The sequence below is a fragment of the Pedobacter quisquiliarum genome, from assembly GCF_014642175.1.
Classification (GTDB): domain Bacteria; phylum Bacteroidota; class Bacteroidia; order Sphingobacteriales; family Sphingobacteriaceae; genus Pedobacter; species Pedobacter quisquiliarum.
This window is the reverse complement of the sequence record NZ_BMIL01000003.1, coordinates 214,100-228,368: the sequence shown is the minus strand read 5'-3', so window position 1 is coordinate 228,368 and position 14,269 is coordinate 214,100. Positions and strand designations below refer to the sequence as shown.

Below are 14,269 nucleotides of genomic sequence, written 5' to 3'. Positions count from 1 at the left end.
TTAGTCTTAAGTAAACAGGATTGACAGTTTAGGTCGTGATTACAAAACAAAAAAGGCAACATTAAGTTTAACAATGCATGACGAAAATTCTACTTATACGCCATGCAACCACAGATGCCGTGGGTAAATCCCTGTCGGGCAGGCATCCAGGCGTTCACCTGAATAATGATGGCAAAGTACAGGCGGAAGCACTCGCCAAGCGTTTGTCAAAACTGAACATCGCAGCAATTTACTGCAGTCCATTGGAGCGCGCAATCGAAACGGCAATACCCATAGCAGCGCTTCAAAACCTTACCTGCAATGTAGACGAGCATTTCCAGGAAATCGATTTTGGCAACTGGACAAACAAGCCTTTCGAGGCCTTGGAAAATGATGAGATTTTCAGGCGCTTCAACACTTTCCGAAGCGGCACAAGAATTCCAGGCGGCGAAATGATGCAGGAAGCACAAAGCCGCATGGTACAAGGCCTGGAAAAACTCGCTGTAAAACACCCGGCATCGTATGTCGCAGTGGTGAGTCATTCCGATATGATCAAAGCCGCAATTGCTTTCTACACCGGAATACATCTGGACCTCATGCAGCGCTTAGAAATACAACCGGCTTCCCTGTCCATCATAGATGTGTATCCTGATTTCGCAAGTTTGCAACTGCTGAACCACTGTGGAAATTTATGATCTTATAATAAGCAGCTAACCCTGACTTTACATACCCGCTCCTAAATTAGCAGCAGATGAAGAAAGGCTTCATCACAAGATCTACTTACATGGATATGCTGAATATTTTAGTTGTTATTGCCGGGGGTTGCATTACAGTGGCAGGCCTCCTTGCACTCGTGGTATGTATCGGAGCGCTGTTTTTTGAGACTGAAGAAGTCGATTATGAAGACTAAATCACGCTGATTGCACACTAATTCCAATTTTATACGCAGGATTGTTGCATATTCTGTTCTCTGAATGCACAAACCATATCCACATTTAGGATATTTTTACAGTATGTGTATAGGAATAATTTACGACGATCATGCCAACGACATTTGGCACAAGATGGCTGCAGATTTGCAAAGCGTGAAAGTAGCGCTCCAGTCCATTAAACTTCCACTCCCGATTGCATGTATTTACGATACCACCAAGGGTGATTTCATCGAGTTCAATGAACAATACCTTGCATTCCGGAGAATGCTATTGGAGTATGCGAAAAGTATCAAGCATTAGCCATTTTCTTTTATTTTAATAACATAAACGCCTTCAGAGATGAAGGCGTTTACAATTTTAATCCAGCTAATAGATTATAGCCCTAGCGGCGCAGGTTTATTAGAAACTCGTCCGCAAGCACAGCCGGGTCATCACTATCTATTTCTTCTTCATGCGGAATACTGTAATATGCCCCGCTAAGTGATAATCCTTCTGGTCCGCGTTCAATGCTGACTTTCAAAAAGCCGTGTTTGTCGTCACAGTAGTTCAGAAGTTGCACACCCTGGAACATTGAATTTTCATTAGTAAAGCGATCATCATCCTCCGAAGCAACGGGATGCAACTCATCATAGCCGCCGCCACCAGCAACAATAAACAGGACACTGTCCCCATCTGGATACTGCTTTTGCATACGCTGGTAATTGTGCACATGCCCGCTAAAAACAACATCAGGCTTCACCCCGGTTTCCGCAAAAGCACTTTCCAGAAACTCGATCATGGGTATGCTCGATCCATGGTTGATGTCTGCAGAGTACGGCGAATGATGGATACAGACGATCAACGCTTTCTCCGGTCTGTGTTTATCTGCAGCAAGCAACTCCTTTCTAAACCATGCACGCTGTTCTTCCGTAACGATACCAAACTTGGGTGTATTGCTATGCAATCCAATGAAAGTAGCAAGCGGTGTTTCCAATGTCCAGTATACATTTGGCTGGGTCATGCTCCTACGTTCAGCATCACCACTAAAAGAAACCACCTGGCGTTCGGTATCGCAGAATACGGCGGTAAAGGCGTCCAGGCTTTTATAGGGTTTGCTATCCGGGTTTATCTCACTATCATGATTTCCGGCAATTGCTACAATTGGCGCAGGGTACTTTTCGTAAGGCGTAAAAAACTGACTCTTATAGGCACTCGCCTCACCAAAATTGTAAACGACATCCCCTAGATGATACAGAAACTGCGGATCATCTTCTTCAGCTCCATTTGCTTTAAAGTGTCTCAACATCTGCGCGACAACAAGTTTCTGAAATGAGGGATTCCGAACACTACCGGTATCCCCTACCATGTGGAACACCATCTTGTCCACAGGTGGATCATCAACAATTTCCGTTAAATCCATGTGATATGGGTACTTCCCTGAGGGCTTAGGGAGGGGCTGGTATTTAAAGCTGTCGTCAGGTATATTCTTCTTGAATACGGGCGTTTTATATTTCGTGTCGGATAAAGCTAGTTTGTACATAATGCAGTGCAAAGATAAAGTTATGCTTGTTAACTCTACATCAATTTCATGCCAGCCTGTGCCGGGCTAACCGCCTATCCCTCGCATAATGACCTTTTAGCAACAATTTTCAAAAATGAAGCGAAACAAATATCATCCATGGAAGTTACTTTTGCAACATGAAGATTGAACAGGAGCTAAAACATGAATTTCCAAATGCGCAACAACGCGCACTTACAAACCTGATTTTCACTTCAAACTGGGCATTAAACCGGATTTCTACAGCTTTAAAGCCGACAGGGCTATCACTGCAGCAGTTTAACGCACTTAGCATCTTATATGGACAACCCGAGCGGATGGCTACTGTGAACCTGATAAAAGAACGTCTGATTGACCGGATGCCGAATACATCCCGCCTGCTGAACAAGCTGCTTGAAAAGGGACTAATTCAAAAGGATCGGAACTTAAATGATCAGCGGGTTGTTTATGTTAAACTGACACCTGAAGGCGCAAAGCTGAAAAAACAAGCACGGCAAATCATTGATGCTTTAGAGCTTAACCTGGACGTAGCCCAGGCAGACCAGCTCAACGACTTGCTCGAGCAAATGCGGAAATAAAAAAATTTACATCAATAGCATCCATGGATGCTAAAAAACCATTAAACAAAGGATTATGAACAAAGCAATCTTATTAGCAAACAGACCAGTTGGAAAACCGGCTGAAAGCGACTTCAAATTTGAAGATATCGATATGCCAGAGGCAAAAGACGGGGAAGTGCTCTTAAAAACAACCTACGTTTCTGTAGACCCCTATTTACGTGGACGAATGAGTGATGCAAAATCGTATGTCCCCCCTTTCGAGCTGAATGAGCCGATGAGCTCGGCAATCATTGCCGAAGTAACCGCGTCCAATAACCAGGATTTCAAAGCAGGTGATTATGTCACTGCAGGTTTAGCGTGGAAATTATATCAAACAAGCAATGGCCAGGGGCTGACCAAGGTTGATCCTTCGGTGGGTTTATCTGCTTACCTGGGCGTTTTGGGTATGACCGGTTTAACAGCCTTGATGGGTTTACAGGAAATTGGAAAGCCAAAAACTGGTGAAACCCTGGTGGTATCCGGTGCGGCGGGCGCGGTTGGTAGCATCGTCGGCCAGATCGGTAAGATCCTTGGATGTAAGGTAATCGGCATCGCAGGCTCGGATGAAAAAACAGCGCTGTTGAAATCTAAGTTCGGATTTGATGAAGCAATCAACTATAAAACCACCAAGAACATGCAGGAGGCTATCGCTGCTGCTGCTCCGGATGGTGTAGACATCTATTTTGATAATGTCGGCGGCGACATCTCTGATGCGGTCATTTTCAACATGAATAAATGGGGACGTATTGCAATCTGTGGTACCATCTCCTCTTATAACGATACTGAAGCGAGCCAGGGCCCGAGACTTCAACCTTATATTCTAAAGAACAGTATGCTGATGCAAGGCTTTATCGTAAGTAATTACGCGGAAAAGTTCCCTGAAGGCGTGAAGCAACTATCGGACTGGCTTAAAGCCGGAAAACTCCAACACGCAGAAACCATCGTAGATGGCTTTGAACAGATTCCACAAGCATTTATGGATCTATTCGAAGGCAAAAACGAAGGTAAAATGGTGGTAAAAATCTAATTGTATAAAATGTTAAATTTCGAATTTCAAAATCCCACAAAGATCATTTTTGGTCGTGATCAGATTAGTAAAATAGCGACCGAGATCCCTCAAGGCGCAAAAGTAATGATGCTTTATGGCGGCGGCAGCATCAAAGCCAACGGCATCTATGAGCAAGTGACCAAAGCCCTTGAAGGCTTTGAAGTCGTAGAATTTGGGGGTATCCCTGCAAACCCCGAATATGATATCCTCTTGGAAGCACTGCGCATCATCAAAGCAGAAAAGATTGACTTTATGCTGGCCGTGGGCGGTGGTTCGGTTATCGACGGCGTCAAGTTTCTTTCAGCCGCTGCCTTATTTGAAGGTGCTGAACCATGGGATATTCTGAAGAACAGCATCAGAACTTTCAGGGGTTTGCCATTTGGCACCGTACTAACCATTCCGGCAACAGGTTCGGAAATGAACTCTGGTGCGGTGATTACCCGGAAAACAACGCAGGAGAAGCTTTCAATGGGTGGCCCGGGCTTATTCCCCATTTTTTCCATAATTGATCCGCAGGTTATTACGTCTATCCCGAAACGGCAGTTGGCAAATGGTATCACAGATGCATTTACGCATGTACTTGAGCAGTATATGACCTACCCTACCCAGGCATTTCTGCAAGACCGCTTTGCGGAGAGCATCATGCAAACGCTGATCGAAATCGCCCCAAGGGTAATGGATAATCCGGCCGACTACGAAGCCGCTGCAAATTTCATGTGGTCCTGCACGATGGCCCTAAATGGATTGATCCAAAAAGGTGTACCAACCGATTGGTCGGTTCATGCGATCGGCCATGAACTTACAGCCTTGTTTGGCATTGACCATGCGAGGACTTTAGCCGTGATTGTTCCAAGTCATTACCGCTTCAACTTTGATGCAAAAAAAGAAAAACTTGCACAATATGGTAAGCGCGTGTGGGGCCTCGCTGAGGGAGACACAGATGCAGTAGCAAAAGCCGCAATCGAAAAAACCGAAGCATTTTTTCATAGTCTCGAAATCGACACAGCACTTTCTGCCTACACAGATCAATTTGAAGGTACTGCTGAAAAGATCGAACAACGATTCCAGGAAAGAGGATGGCTTGGTCTTGGTGAGCACAAAAAGCTCGCTCCAGCAGATGTTGCGAAGATTGTTACCATGAGTTACTAAATTTTTTAACGCACATTACATATAAACACAAAGCGCCGACTGGAGTATACCAGCCGGCGCTTTGTGTTTAATTCTGGCAATGCTTAGATCTGCGAATAAGCTGCCGGCTGCAGAAAAGTAGCTGTGATCTTGGATACCAGCTTTGCATCAGCATAGTCGGGTATGGCACTGATCTTTTTCCATTCCGGGTCGCCGCCGAATGATTTCCAATGCTGATCGTGTGCAGCCATATCGTCGAAAGTTACCATATAGAAAAGATTCGGACGGTGGTCACCAATTATGGTTTCTCCGAAGAATACCGGTTTAAAGCCCAGGCGCTTGAAGATGTCGATCTCGCCAGCATCGTTAAACATCTCCCGCTTTTTAACACCCGCAGCCTCGCTGGCATGCTCATACCTACGCAATTCAAAAATGCGTTTGCCTTTCGCCGGAAGCTCCAATCCTGGCATGTGCGTAAAGGCTTTTAACAATGAACTTTCAATACGTTCATACGCCGATGCCGTTGCAGGTGCATTTAAGTAGGCCGCACCGGCGGTTAAATAAGCCTTATCCTGATCCAGCTTGCTGTTTACGCTTTCAAAATCCGCTATTGATTTGTATGGAATCAAGGCAATCAGCGTAGATTGACCTGAGGGTTTTATTTCTGTAAATACCCCAACATTTTTTATACCGAGCTTGTTCAATGCGGGAATGGCCGCTTTTTCAAAGTAGTTTTCGACAAGGCTTTGTTGGTTAGCATCCTTTAAGATATAGGTACGAAGTTCATAGTACATGCGGTTCTCTGTTTTAGGGTTTGTATGTCCCAAGCTTAGTTGCGGTAGTATTGCTGCAGCTGCAGTGCCCAGGACTGTTGTTTTCACGAAAGATCGTCTTTTCATTGTTGATGATTGGTTTAACTAAGGTAAAACTCCAAAGGAGAACCACCTAATTTAATTAAAGTTTCAACGATGCGATTAATTCAGCGAAACACGATATTTGCGAACTATGTCAAAGGGAAGAAACAAGAAAGCTGCTGTAAGTAACCCATCACCATCCTCTAAACAATACATGCGCCGAAAGATCATCATGGTGGCCATTATTGTGATCCTCGGTTTAATTCTTTACATCGACTCGAAAACCAACTTCATTGAAAATATGGTTGGGAATAAGACTTTCGAAATACGAATTAAGAAGTAGTGAAGTACTCCATTTTACATTCTGGGCGCATCAAGTATGAAAAGGGTGGGTAGCGGATGACAAAAATCAGGAACATAAAATGTTTACGGGTGTTATATGATCATCGAAAACGATCGATTATGAACAACAAAAATTTCGAACAGGAAAGCAGGCGTGCCTTTTTAGCGAAGGCCGCCGTAGCAACAGCAGCAGTCGCCGTAGGTGGTCCCGCTGCTTTTGCTGTACAAGCTTCCCAATCTATAACACCTACAAAGCAAAGTAACATGTCTACTAACCTTTTTAATGATTTTAAACTCCCGAAGAATTTTGGATTAGGCGGCGTAGCTGCAGGCAATGCCTGGCACGTCAATAGTAACCAACAGATAGAAATGGCGATGGCCGCTGCCTGGGATGCTGGTGTACGGTACTTTGATACCTCTCCATTTTATGGTTTTGGCTTAAGCGAGCGCCGCATGGGACACTTTCTTTTTGAAAAGAACCGTGATGAATTCGTGCTTTCCACAAAGGTGGGTCGCGTGTTTGATGCTGATCCAAACTTCAAATCAGATCCAAAAAGTTTATGGAAAGGACGATTGAACTTCAAATACAAATTCGATTATACAGCCTCCGGGGTACGACGCTCGATAGAAGATAGTTTGCAGCGCCTGGGCCTGTCCTCTATTGACATCGTTTACGTCCATGACCTATCCCCTGATACCGGTGAACTTGGCGATAAATGGATGGACCAGTTTAATATTGCTGCAAAGGGTGCATTTCCAGAGCTTTCTAAGATGCGAGAAGAAGGCATCATCAAAGGTTGGGGCATGGGTGTAAATACCCCGCAACCCATAATGAAGGCCATGGAAGTTGCAGATCCGGACATCTGTCTGGTGGCTATACAATACTCCCTGGTGGATCATAAAGCAGCTTTAAACAGCCTTTTTCCTGCGATGGAAAAGAAAAAAGTGAAAGCCGTAATCGGCGGTCCGCTAAATGCAGGTTTTCTGGCTAACAGGGATCGTTTTAACTATGGGGACACCGTCCCTGCGGAAATGGTGGAGAAAAGGAAGCAAATCAGTGCCATCATCTCCAAATACAATGTAGACCTTCCAACTGTGGCGCTGCAATTTTCTGCAGCACACCCTGTTGTTGCTGCTGTTATTCCAGGAGCAAGTACCGGTGCGCAGGCCAGCAGTAACGCAGCCTCAATGGCGACAAAAATTCCGGCAGAGCTTTGGAAAGATTTAAAGCAAGCAAAACTTATCGAGCAGAATGCACCGATCCCTGTAGGTTAATGCTGAGCGGTATATTATAACAAAAAAGATCCCTGCTACGTGTCGTAACAGGGATCTTTTTACATTAAAACTTTTAGCGCTAGCCTAACCTTCTTCCGGTGTTGATTACGCTGACGCCATTGAACCTGGTTGTCGGACTGCCGTGTGAAACAGCACTCACCTGGCTTGGCTGACCTTTTCCATCAGAAAATGTTCCACCTAAGCGGTAATCGTTCTTATCACAGCGTTGTACACAAGAATTCCAGAACTCCTGTGTATTGGCCTGATAAGCGGCATCTTTGAGCATACCAACAATCTTACCTTCTTTAATCTCATAAGCGAGTTGCGCACTGAACTGAAAATTGTAACGCTGCTGATCTATGGAGTAGGAATTTCTACCAAACATGTAGATCCCCTTTTCTACATTCTTCACCATATCTGCAGCAGATAGTGCTGCATTACCCGGTGCTAAGGAGACGTTTGGCATACGCTGAAATTGGATGCTGTCCCAGCTATCTGCATAACAACAGCCCTGAGATTCCTTCAAACCCAAGATATGGGCCTGGTCGCGAATGGTTTGATAGTTAACCAAAATACCATCTTTGATGATATCCCATTTACCGGCTTTTACCCCTTCATCATCGTAGCCAATGGCCCCCAACGAACCAGGTGTGGTCCGGTCGGCAATGATGTTGACCTCCTTGCTTCCGAAATTGAACTTTTTACTTTCCCATTTATCCAGTGTCAGGAAGCTGGTACCGGCATAGTTTGCTTCATAACCCAATACGCGGTCGAGCTCTGTAGGGTGCCCAACAGATTCATGGATGGTCAGAAATAAGTGTGATGGATCCAGAACCAGATCGTATTTACCGGGTTGCACCGGTTTAGCCTTCAGCTTTTCGTCTACATGAGCAGTCGCTTCCTTAACATCCTCTAAAATATCGTAGTTGTTTTTATAAAGCGTAACCGGCCCACCTTTGATTTTCTGATCTTCCTTGGGCCGCATATACTCGTAGCCCATGCCCATGGGTGCACTCAGCGCGTTTCTGGTTTCGAATTTCCCACCTGCGGCATCCACTTTCGTGACCGTGAAAGTAGGCCAAATTCTGTGAATGTCCTGATCAATATAAGAGCCTTCACTGGAGGCAAAGTACTTTTGTTCATTCACCAGGAACATGTTGGAGTTTACGTATTTCGCGCCCGCTTGCATCGCGGCAGCATTGACGCCTAGCAGCAGTTCTACCTTTTCCGCGATTGGTACGGAAAAGCCATTTACTTCCACAGGTGTTTTCCAGCTTACTTCACCATAACCTTTTTGAGGGGCAAGTTTTACCGGTTCGGTCATCAACTTCGAATTACCTTTCGCGATGGCCACGGCCATTTCAGCGGCCCGGGCAATACTTACATCATCCATCTTGTCGGTCGCCGCGAAACCCCAGCTTCCGGCAGCAATTACGCGGATGCCAATACCATAAGATTCGCCGTTGGCAATGTTGTCTACCCTATTTTCTCTCGTTGCTACGACCTGTCGTAAGTACCTGCCGATGCGAACGTCGGTGTAAGTTGCACCTTTGCCCTTTGCGGCATTCAGCGCAACATCAGCCATCCGTTTTTTTAGTTTCACATCAACGGGTGTGAGTGCCTCCGCTATGGAGATCTCCCTGCTAAAGGCAGGCATGGCAGGCAGCATCCCTGCGGCTGCACCTACTCCAGTCATGTATAAAAAATCTCTTCTTCTCAATTGCTTAAAGTTTTGAATAAAAAAAATTAGCAATGAATGCTCATTGCTAATGTATTCTTCTTTGCCGCTTAAACGGCGTCTGACAGTGAGGTGAAAGTAAAGTCACGAATTTTCATTGGCGGAATCATTCCGGAGCCCGTACGAACAGGCTTTCCTAATGCCTCAACATTGTTCAGCATAATCACTGGACTCTCGTTGAACCTGAAGTTCTTCAGCGGGAACTTGATTTCACCATTTTCAATGTAAAAAGTACCATCCCGGGTAAGTCCGGTTAAAAGTAAAGTTTGTGGATCCACGGATCTGATGTACCAGAAACGTGTAACCAATATCCCCTTCTCTGTGCTTTTGATTAAATCTTCCAGCGACTGGCTTCCGCCTTCGATGACGATACTTCTATTAAAAGGAATCGGCTGAACACCTTTTTGTGCCGCCCAATACCTGGAGTAAGAAAGATTTTTGACCACACCATTTTGTACCCACTGCGTTCTTTTTACCGGAAGACCATCGCCATCCCATGTGGATGAAGGCAGCTCCGGGTTTAGTGGATCAGAATAGATGTTTACATTTTCAGAGAACAACTGTTCGCCAAGACGTGTACCGCCGCCTTTTTTACTCATGAAGCTCCGGCCTTCATCTGCGCTTCGCGCATCAAAACCGCGGAACATGTTGCTGAGAATATCACTGGCTGCTAAAGGTTCCAGAATTACGGTATACTTACCAGGCTCGATGGCTTTTGCACCTGCAGATTTCGTTGCTTTGGAAGCCGCAATTTTGCTCAGCGCCAAAGTGTCCATTTTGTCCAGGTTGTTAAAGCTCTGATCTACATAGCCAGATCCAGTACCATCCTGATTCCGCACCGTCACGGAGAATGATACATCTGTGCCCTTATTGTAAGCAAACAGCCCTTTGGAGTTCATCATTGCGTTAAAGCGCGTGGAGTTTTCCAGGAAACCTGCGGCTTCCAGGTTTGCAGCTTTTGAAACAGACAAGCTTTTTCCAACCATTTCTGCACGCGTATCTGGTGTCATGGCTGCTGTAGCAGCATTAAAGGTTGCAGACTCTGTATAGGTTTGCGGACCCAGAGGTGGCATATATTCCGGGTTCTCCGGCGCTAAGCGGGCAAGCTCTTCAGCTCGTTGCACAACTTTCTGCAGGGAAGCATCATCAAACTCATTGATGGTTGCGGTACCTGTTTTCTTGCCGAAGGTTGAACTTACACCAAGGCTCATCACACTGATCTGTCCTGCTGTAGAAACAGCATTACGGGCATAGCGGATATTACCCCCATCAGAGCCATTTAAATTCACTTCACAGGCATCAGCCTTAGAATAGGAGATTACCTTTTTTAGGATTGCCTGGGCTTCTTCTTTACTTAATATCGCCATAATTATATTTTTCTTGCTGTATTGATAACATTAATTCCATTGAATCTCGTTGTTGCACTACCGTGAGATACTGCAGAGCTTTGTGAAGGCTGACCTTTACCGTCGTTGAAAGAGCCACCCAGGCGGTAATCGCTTGCATCGCATACTGCGGTACATGAATTCCAGAATTCCTGTGTATTTGCCTGATAAGCGACATCGTTCAGCATACCGACTATCTTTCCGTTTTTAATTTCATGGAACGTCTGTCCACCAAACTGGAAGTTGTAGCGTTGTTGATCTATGGAGAAACTACCATTACCATTGATGTAAATACCCTTTTCGACATCTTTAATCATGTCATCTACACTCAGTTTAGCCGTGCCTGGCTGTAGTGATACGTTTGGCATCCGTTGGAACTGTACATCATCCCAGCCTTGCGCGTAGCAGCAGCCCTGAGATTCTTCAAGACCAATGATGTGTGCCTGATCGCGGATCGCCTGATAGTTAACCAGCACGCCGTCTTTGATGATGTCCCACTTCTTGCATTTTACACCCTCATCGTCGTAGCCAACAGCACCTAAGGAGCCTACCTGGGTCTTATCTGCAACAACATTTACTTTATTACTACCGAACTGGAACTTCTTGCTCTTCCACTTATCAAGGGTAAGGAAGCTTGTTCCTGCATAGTTTGCTTCGTAACCGAGTACACGATCGAGCTCAGTCGGGTGTCCTACGGATTCGTGGATGGTTAACCAAAGGTGTGATGGATCCAATACCAGATCGTACTTTCCAGGCTCTACGGTTTTGGCTTTTACTTTTTCTGCAGCATTGAGTGCAGCGAATTTTACATCTTCTAAAATATCGTAGCGTGCTTTGTAACGTGGTATGATACCCTCGACTTTCTCTGAAGCTTTAGGATGCATATATTCATATCCCATACCCATTGGAGAGCTTAATGAAGTTCTGGTCTGGAATTTACCTGAGGTACGATCGATACGCGTTACGGTGAATGAAGGGTAGATACGATGTACATCCTGATCGATATAAGAGCCATCTGTGGAGGCGAAGTACTTCTGCTCGTTCACGGCAAAGATCACCGAGTTTACGAAGCTTGCACCGTTCTGCAATGCGATGTCATTGACATTCAGCAGAAGATCTACCTTCTCTTTAACAGGGACTTCAAAAGAATTGATTTCAAGCGGTGTTTTCCAGCTTACCTCACCATAGCCTTTCTGCGGGGCAAGTTTCACCGGTTCACCCTGGATCTTTGCATTTGCCTTTGCTACTGCCACTGCTTCTTCAGCAGCTTTAGCGATACCATCACGTGAGACATTGTTGGTGGCGGCGAAGCCCCAGCAGCCATTGGCAATAACGCGTATACCGATGCCATACGATTCTGTATTGGCAACACCCTGCACACGCTTTTCACGTGTAGAAACAAACTGGTTCAGGTAACGACCGATACGCACGTCGGCATAACTGGCACCCTTAGACTTTGCTGCATTTAAAGCAACATCGGCCAGTTCTTTTTTAACTTTTGGATCTACACGGTCCAGGGCTTGCAGCGGATCAATGGGCGTTCCGTAAGCCGTCAGGTTTTGCAGGAGCATCGCGCCAAGCCCCATCCCTGAGAGTTTAATAAAATCTTTTCTTTTCAATGCAGTTCGTTTTAAAAGTTTATATAGCTCAATTTAGTATTTATTGCGATTGGCTATTGCAATATTTTCGTTTCAAACCATAAAAAGCCCATACTTATCAGAAAAAAAGCAAAGAATATCCATCGTGACACCGTTTTCTCGATCTGCTTACTTGTTTTTTCATCGGGAATTCGCTCCTTAACTTGCTTTTGCTGATAATCCATATTGAGTTTCAGCCGTTCGTAGGCTTTTACACTTTTCCAATCATCAGATTTGAAGATGTAAATCGCCTGTTTGTGGCCGCCTGTAGTGCTGAAACTTTGCCATCCCCCGGTAGTTGCCTGGTGGCTTGCCTGCCAGTAAAATGGAAGTACCAGATGCTGCTGTGTATTTAAAGCACGCCCGTTAAGCATTACCTGCGGTGGATTTTTATCCATCACCTCCTGGAAGATGAGCTCGACCTGTTCTCCACGAAGTGGTAGTGCGGGTGCAATTTGCCAGGAGAACTCCTGACTGGTTTTCCGGGCGGTATTGTTGATTAGCGCCGACCAATAACTGGCGTAATCTGCAGCAGATGCATTTAACACCCAATTGTAGGTGGCCGGCAATGTTGTTGCCGTAACACGTCCATTGCCACGTAAGGCAGTGCTTGCCAGAATGCGGCCTCTGGTATCAGCAACGAGGGGCAGTTGTGTGGACTTCTGGCCGATGTAAAGGGGTTGGTCGATAGGCACCGGTTTCAACTTTTCTGCTTCAAGTACAGGAATGACAGTCGTGGTGATGCTGTCCTGGGTTGCTGACAGCTTGAACGTTTGGCTGAAATTTGATAAGGCTTTTGCTTCACTCAACCTGATCAGTAAGCCAAGACCATTGTTAAGCTCCTGTTGCAAAGCGCCATTTAATGCTCCGAGATTGGCTAGTTCTTCGTCGTCCGCAATCACAAGATCGTACTTTTTGAATGTTGCAGCGGTAATGTTCGCACTTTCTGTGCTTTCAAGGTTTACCTGTTCCGTGCTAAATATGTCTTTACTAATCCTTGTCCGAAAGAATGCAGGATAGTTGTGGTCGTGGAGCCAATTGCGTAAGAACTTAAACTCAAAATCAGGCGAAGCGGCGAGCACCAGCACTTTCACCATCGGGCGTTCAATGACTTCGAATGGAATATCGCTGCTGCCAATTTCTTTGTCGCCCTGCATGGTTAGCAGTCGGTAGATGGCGCGACCGGTTTGTCTTGGTTGGGCTGTTAAGTCAAAGGTTAATTGCTGCTTTGCAGGAATGATCAAGGAATCCAATTTGGTACCCAGCCCTTCCAAAAGCAATTTCACGGGCGCATCCTTTGTATTGTTGTAGGTCCCCTGTACGCGAAGCACTTCTGATGCTGGAAGGATTCGTACCCAATTGCAAAAGACAATGCCATCCGGTGTTTCCGCAGGTTTGAAATTGACAACCTTATCATCCAGTTCATCCAAAGTATGCCCCGGTAGCCCATAACCATATACATTCAGGCCATTAACTTCGGGATGTCCTGCCAGATAATATAGCAGATCTGGTATGTATGTAACCTTATCTTTGCCAACCTCCTTCAGTACACTGGAATCACTTGTATAATAAATTTCCTTTCCCAAGCTTGCTGGAACCACACCAGCTGTGAGTATGTTCATTGTATTGGGATCTGTCGTTAGCGTTTCCTCGTATTTAAGCGGCACAATAAAAAACAGCAAGGCTGCAGAAGCAGTGATTACCGCAAGGATGCGCAGCGGCAATCGCTTTCTATTCGCTCTTTTCAGCTCATGATAAAGCAGGAAGATGGCTACAAGTACAACGGCAATGATGTAGACGTACAGGTTCTGCATA

At 45.4% G+C, this 14,269-nt stretch carries 14 protein-coding genes; 8 read left to right on the top strand and 6 right to left on the bottom strand.

Annotated elements, in window-relative coordinates; all coding sequences use genetic code 11:
* Positions 1 to 77 precede the first annotated feature (77 nt).
* The 3 genes from IEW69_RS05850 (at position 78) to IEW69_RS05840 (ending at position 1,211) form a co-directional block, all read left to right on the top strand.
* Positions 78 to 674, top strand: a complete 597-nt coding sequence (locus IEW69_RS05850; RefSeq protein WP_188625897.1) for a histidine phosphatase family protein — start codon at positions 78 to 80, stop codon at positions 672 to 674.
* 56 nt (positions 675 to 730) lie between these two features.
* Positions 731 to 889 carry a hypothetical protein gene (locus IEW69_RS05845; RefSeq protein WP_188625896.1) on the top strand — a complete coding sequence of 53 codons (159 nt, stop codon included), beginning with the start codon at positions 731 to 733 and terminating at the stop codon, positions 887 to 889.
* Between the two features lie 103 nt (positions 890 to 992).
* Positions 993 to 1,211 carry a hypothetical protein gene (locus IEW69_RS05840; RefSeq protein WP_188625895.1) on the top strand — a complete coding sequence of 73 codons (219 nt, stop codon included), beginning with the start codon at positions 993 to 995 and terminating at the stop codon, positions 1,209 to 1,211.
* A gap of 82 nt (positions 1,212 to 1,293) precedes the next feature.
* On the opposite strand, the gene IEW69_RS05835 is transcribed toward IEW69_RS05840, so the two are convergent.
* Positions 1,294 to 2,430 (bottom strand): metallophosphoesterase family protein, encoded by a 1,137-nt coding sequence (locus IEW69_RS05835; protein ID WP_188625894.1) that lies wholly within the window; start codon positions 2,428 to 2,430, stop codon positions 1,294 to 1,296.
* A 158-nt stretch (positions 2,431 to 2,588) separates the two neighbouring features.
* Between IEW69_RS05835 and IEW69_RS05830 the strand changes: the two genes are divergently transcribed.
* From IEW69_RS05830 to IEW69_RS05820, 3 genes are read left to right on the top strand one after another with little or no spacing between them, the layout of a single operon-like run.
* Positions 2,589 to 3,026, top strand: coding sequence for a MarR family winged helix-turn-helix transcriptional regulator (locus IEW69_RS05830; protein ID WP_188625893.1), 438 nt, complete (start codon positions 2,589 to 2,591; stop codon positions 3,024 to 3,026).
* Positions 3,027 to 3,081: 55 nt separating this feature from the next.
* A complete protein-coding gene (locus IEW69_RS05825; protein WP_188625892.1) occupies positions 3,082 to 4,074 on the top strand; it encodes an NADP-dependent oxidoreductase in 993 nt (330 codons plus the stop codon).
* Between the two features lie 9 nt (positions 4,075 to 4,083).
* Positions 4,084 to 5,244, top strand: coding sequence for an iron-containing alcohol dehydrogenase (locus IEW69_RS05820; protein WP_188625891.1), 1,161 nt, complete (start codon positions 4,084 to 4,086; stop codon positions 5,242 to 5,244).
* Positions 5,245 to 5,327: 83 nt separating this feature from the next.
* Here the strand turns inward: IEW69_RS05820 and IEW69_RS05815 are convergent, their stop codons facing one another.
* Complete coding sequence (locus IEW69_RS05815; protein WP_188625890.1) at positions 5,328 to 6,122, bottom strand: NIPSNAP family protein; 795 nt, start codon at positions 6,120 to 6,122, stop codon at positions 5,328 to 5,330.
* 106 nt (positions 6,123 to 6,228) lie between these two features.
* On the opposite strand from IEW69_RS05815, the gene IEW69_RS05810 reads away from it, so the two are divergent.
* Entirely contained in the window at positions 6,229 to 6,420 is a 192-nt protein-coding gene (locus tag IEW69_RS05810) for a hypothetical protein (protein ID WP_188625889.1), read from the top strand.
* A gap of 119 nt (positions 6,421 to 6,539) precedes the next feature.
* Positions 6,540 to 7,694 (top strand): aldo/keto reductase, encoded by a 1,155-nt coding sequence (locus tag IEW69_RS05805; protein WP_188625888.1) that lies wholly within the window; start codon positions 6,540 to 6,542, stop codon positions 7,692 to 7,694.
* Between the two features lie 79 nt (positions 7,695 to 7,773).
* Here the strand turns inward: IEW69_RS05805 and IEW69_RS05800 are convergent, their stop codons facing one another.
* The 4 genes from IEW69_RS05800 to IEW69_RS05785 all read right to left on the bottom strand — a co-directional run bounded on the left by IEW69_RS05800 (position 7,774) and on the right by IEW69_RS05785 (position 14,268).
* Positions 7,774 to 9,414 carry a TldD/PmbA family protein gene (locus tag IEW69_RS05800; protein WP_188625887.1) on the bottom strand — a complete coding sequence of 547 codons (1,641 nt, stop codon included), beginning with the start codon at positions 9,412 to 9,414 and terminating at the stop codon, positions 7,774 to 7,776.
* A gap of 68 nt (positions 9,415 to 9,482) precedes the next feature.
* Complete coding sequence (locus IEW69_RS05795; protein ID WP_188625886.1) at positions 9,483 to 10,799, bottom strand: TldD/PmbA family protein; 1,317 nt, start codon at positions 10,797 to 10,799, stop codon at positions 9,483 to 9,485.
* A gap of 2 nt (positions 10,800 to 10,801) precedes the next feature.
* Entirely contained in the window at positions 10,802 to 12,436 is a 1,635-nt protein-coding gene (locus tag IEW69_RS05790; RefSeq protein ID WP_188625885.1) for a TldD/PmbA family protein, read from the bottom strand.
* Positions 12,437 to 12,489: 53 nt separating this feature from the next.
* On the bottom strand, positions 12,490 to 14,268 hold the full coding sequence (locus IEW69_RS05785; protein WP_188625884.1) for a hypothetical protein: 1,779 nt from the start codon (positions 14,266 to 14,268) through the stop codon (positions 12,490 to 12,492).
* Between the last annotated feature and the right edge of the window lies 1 nt (position 14,269).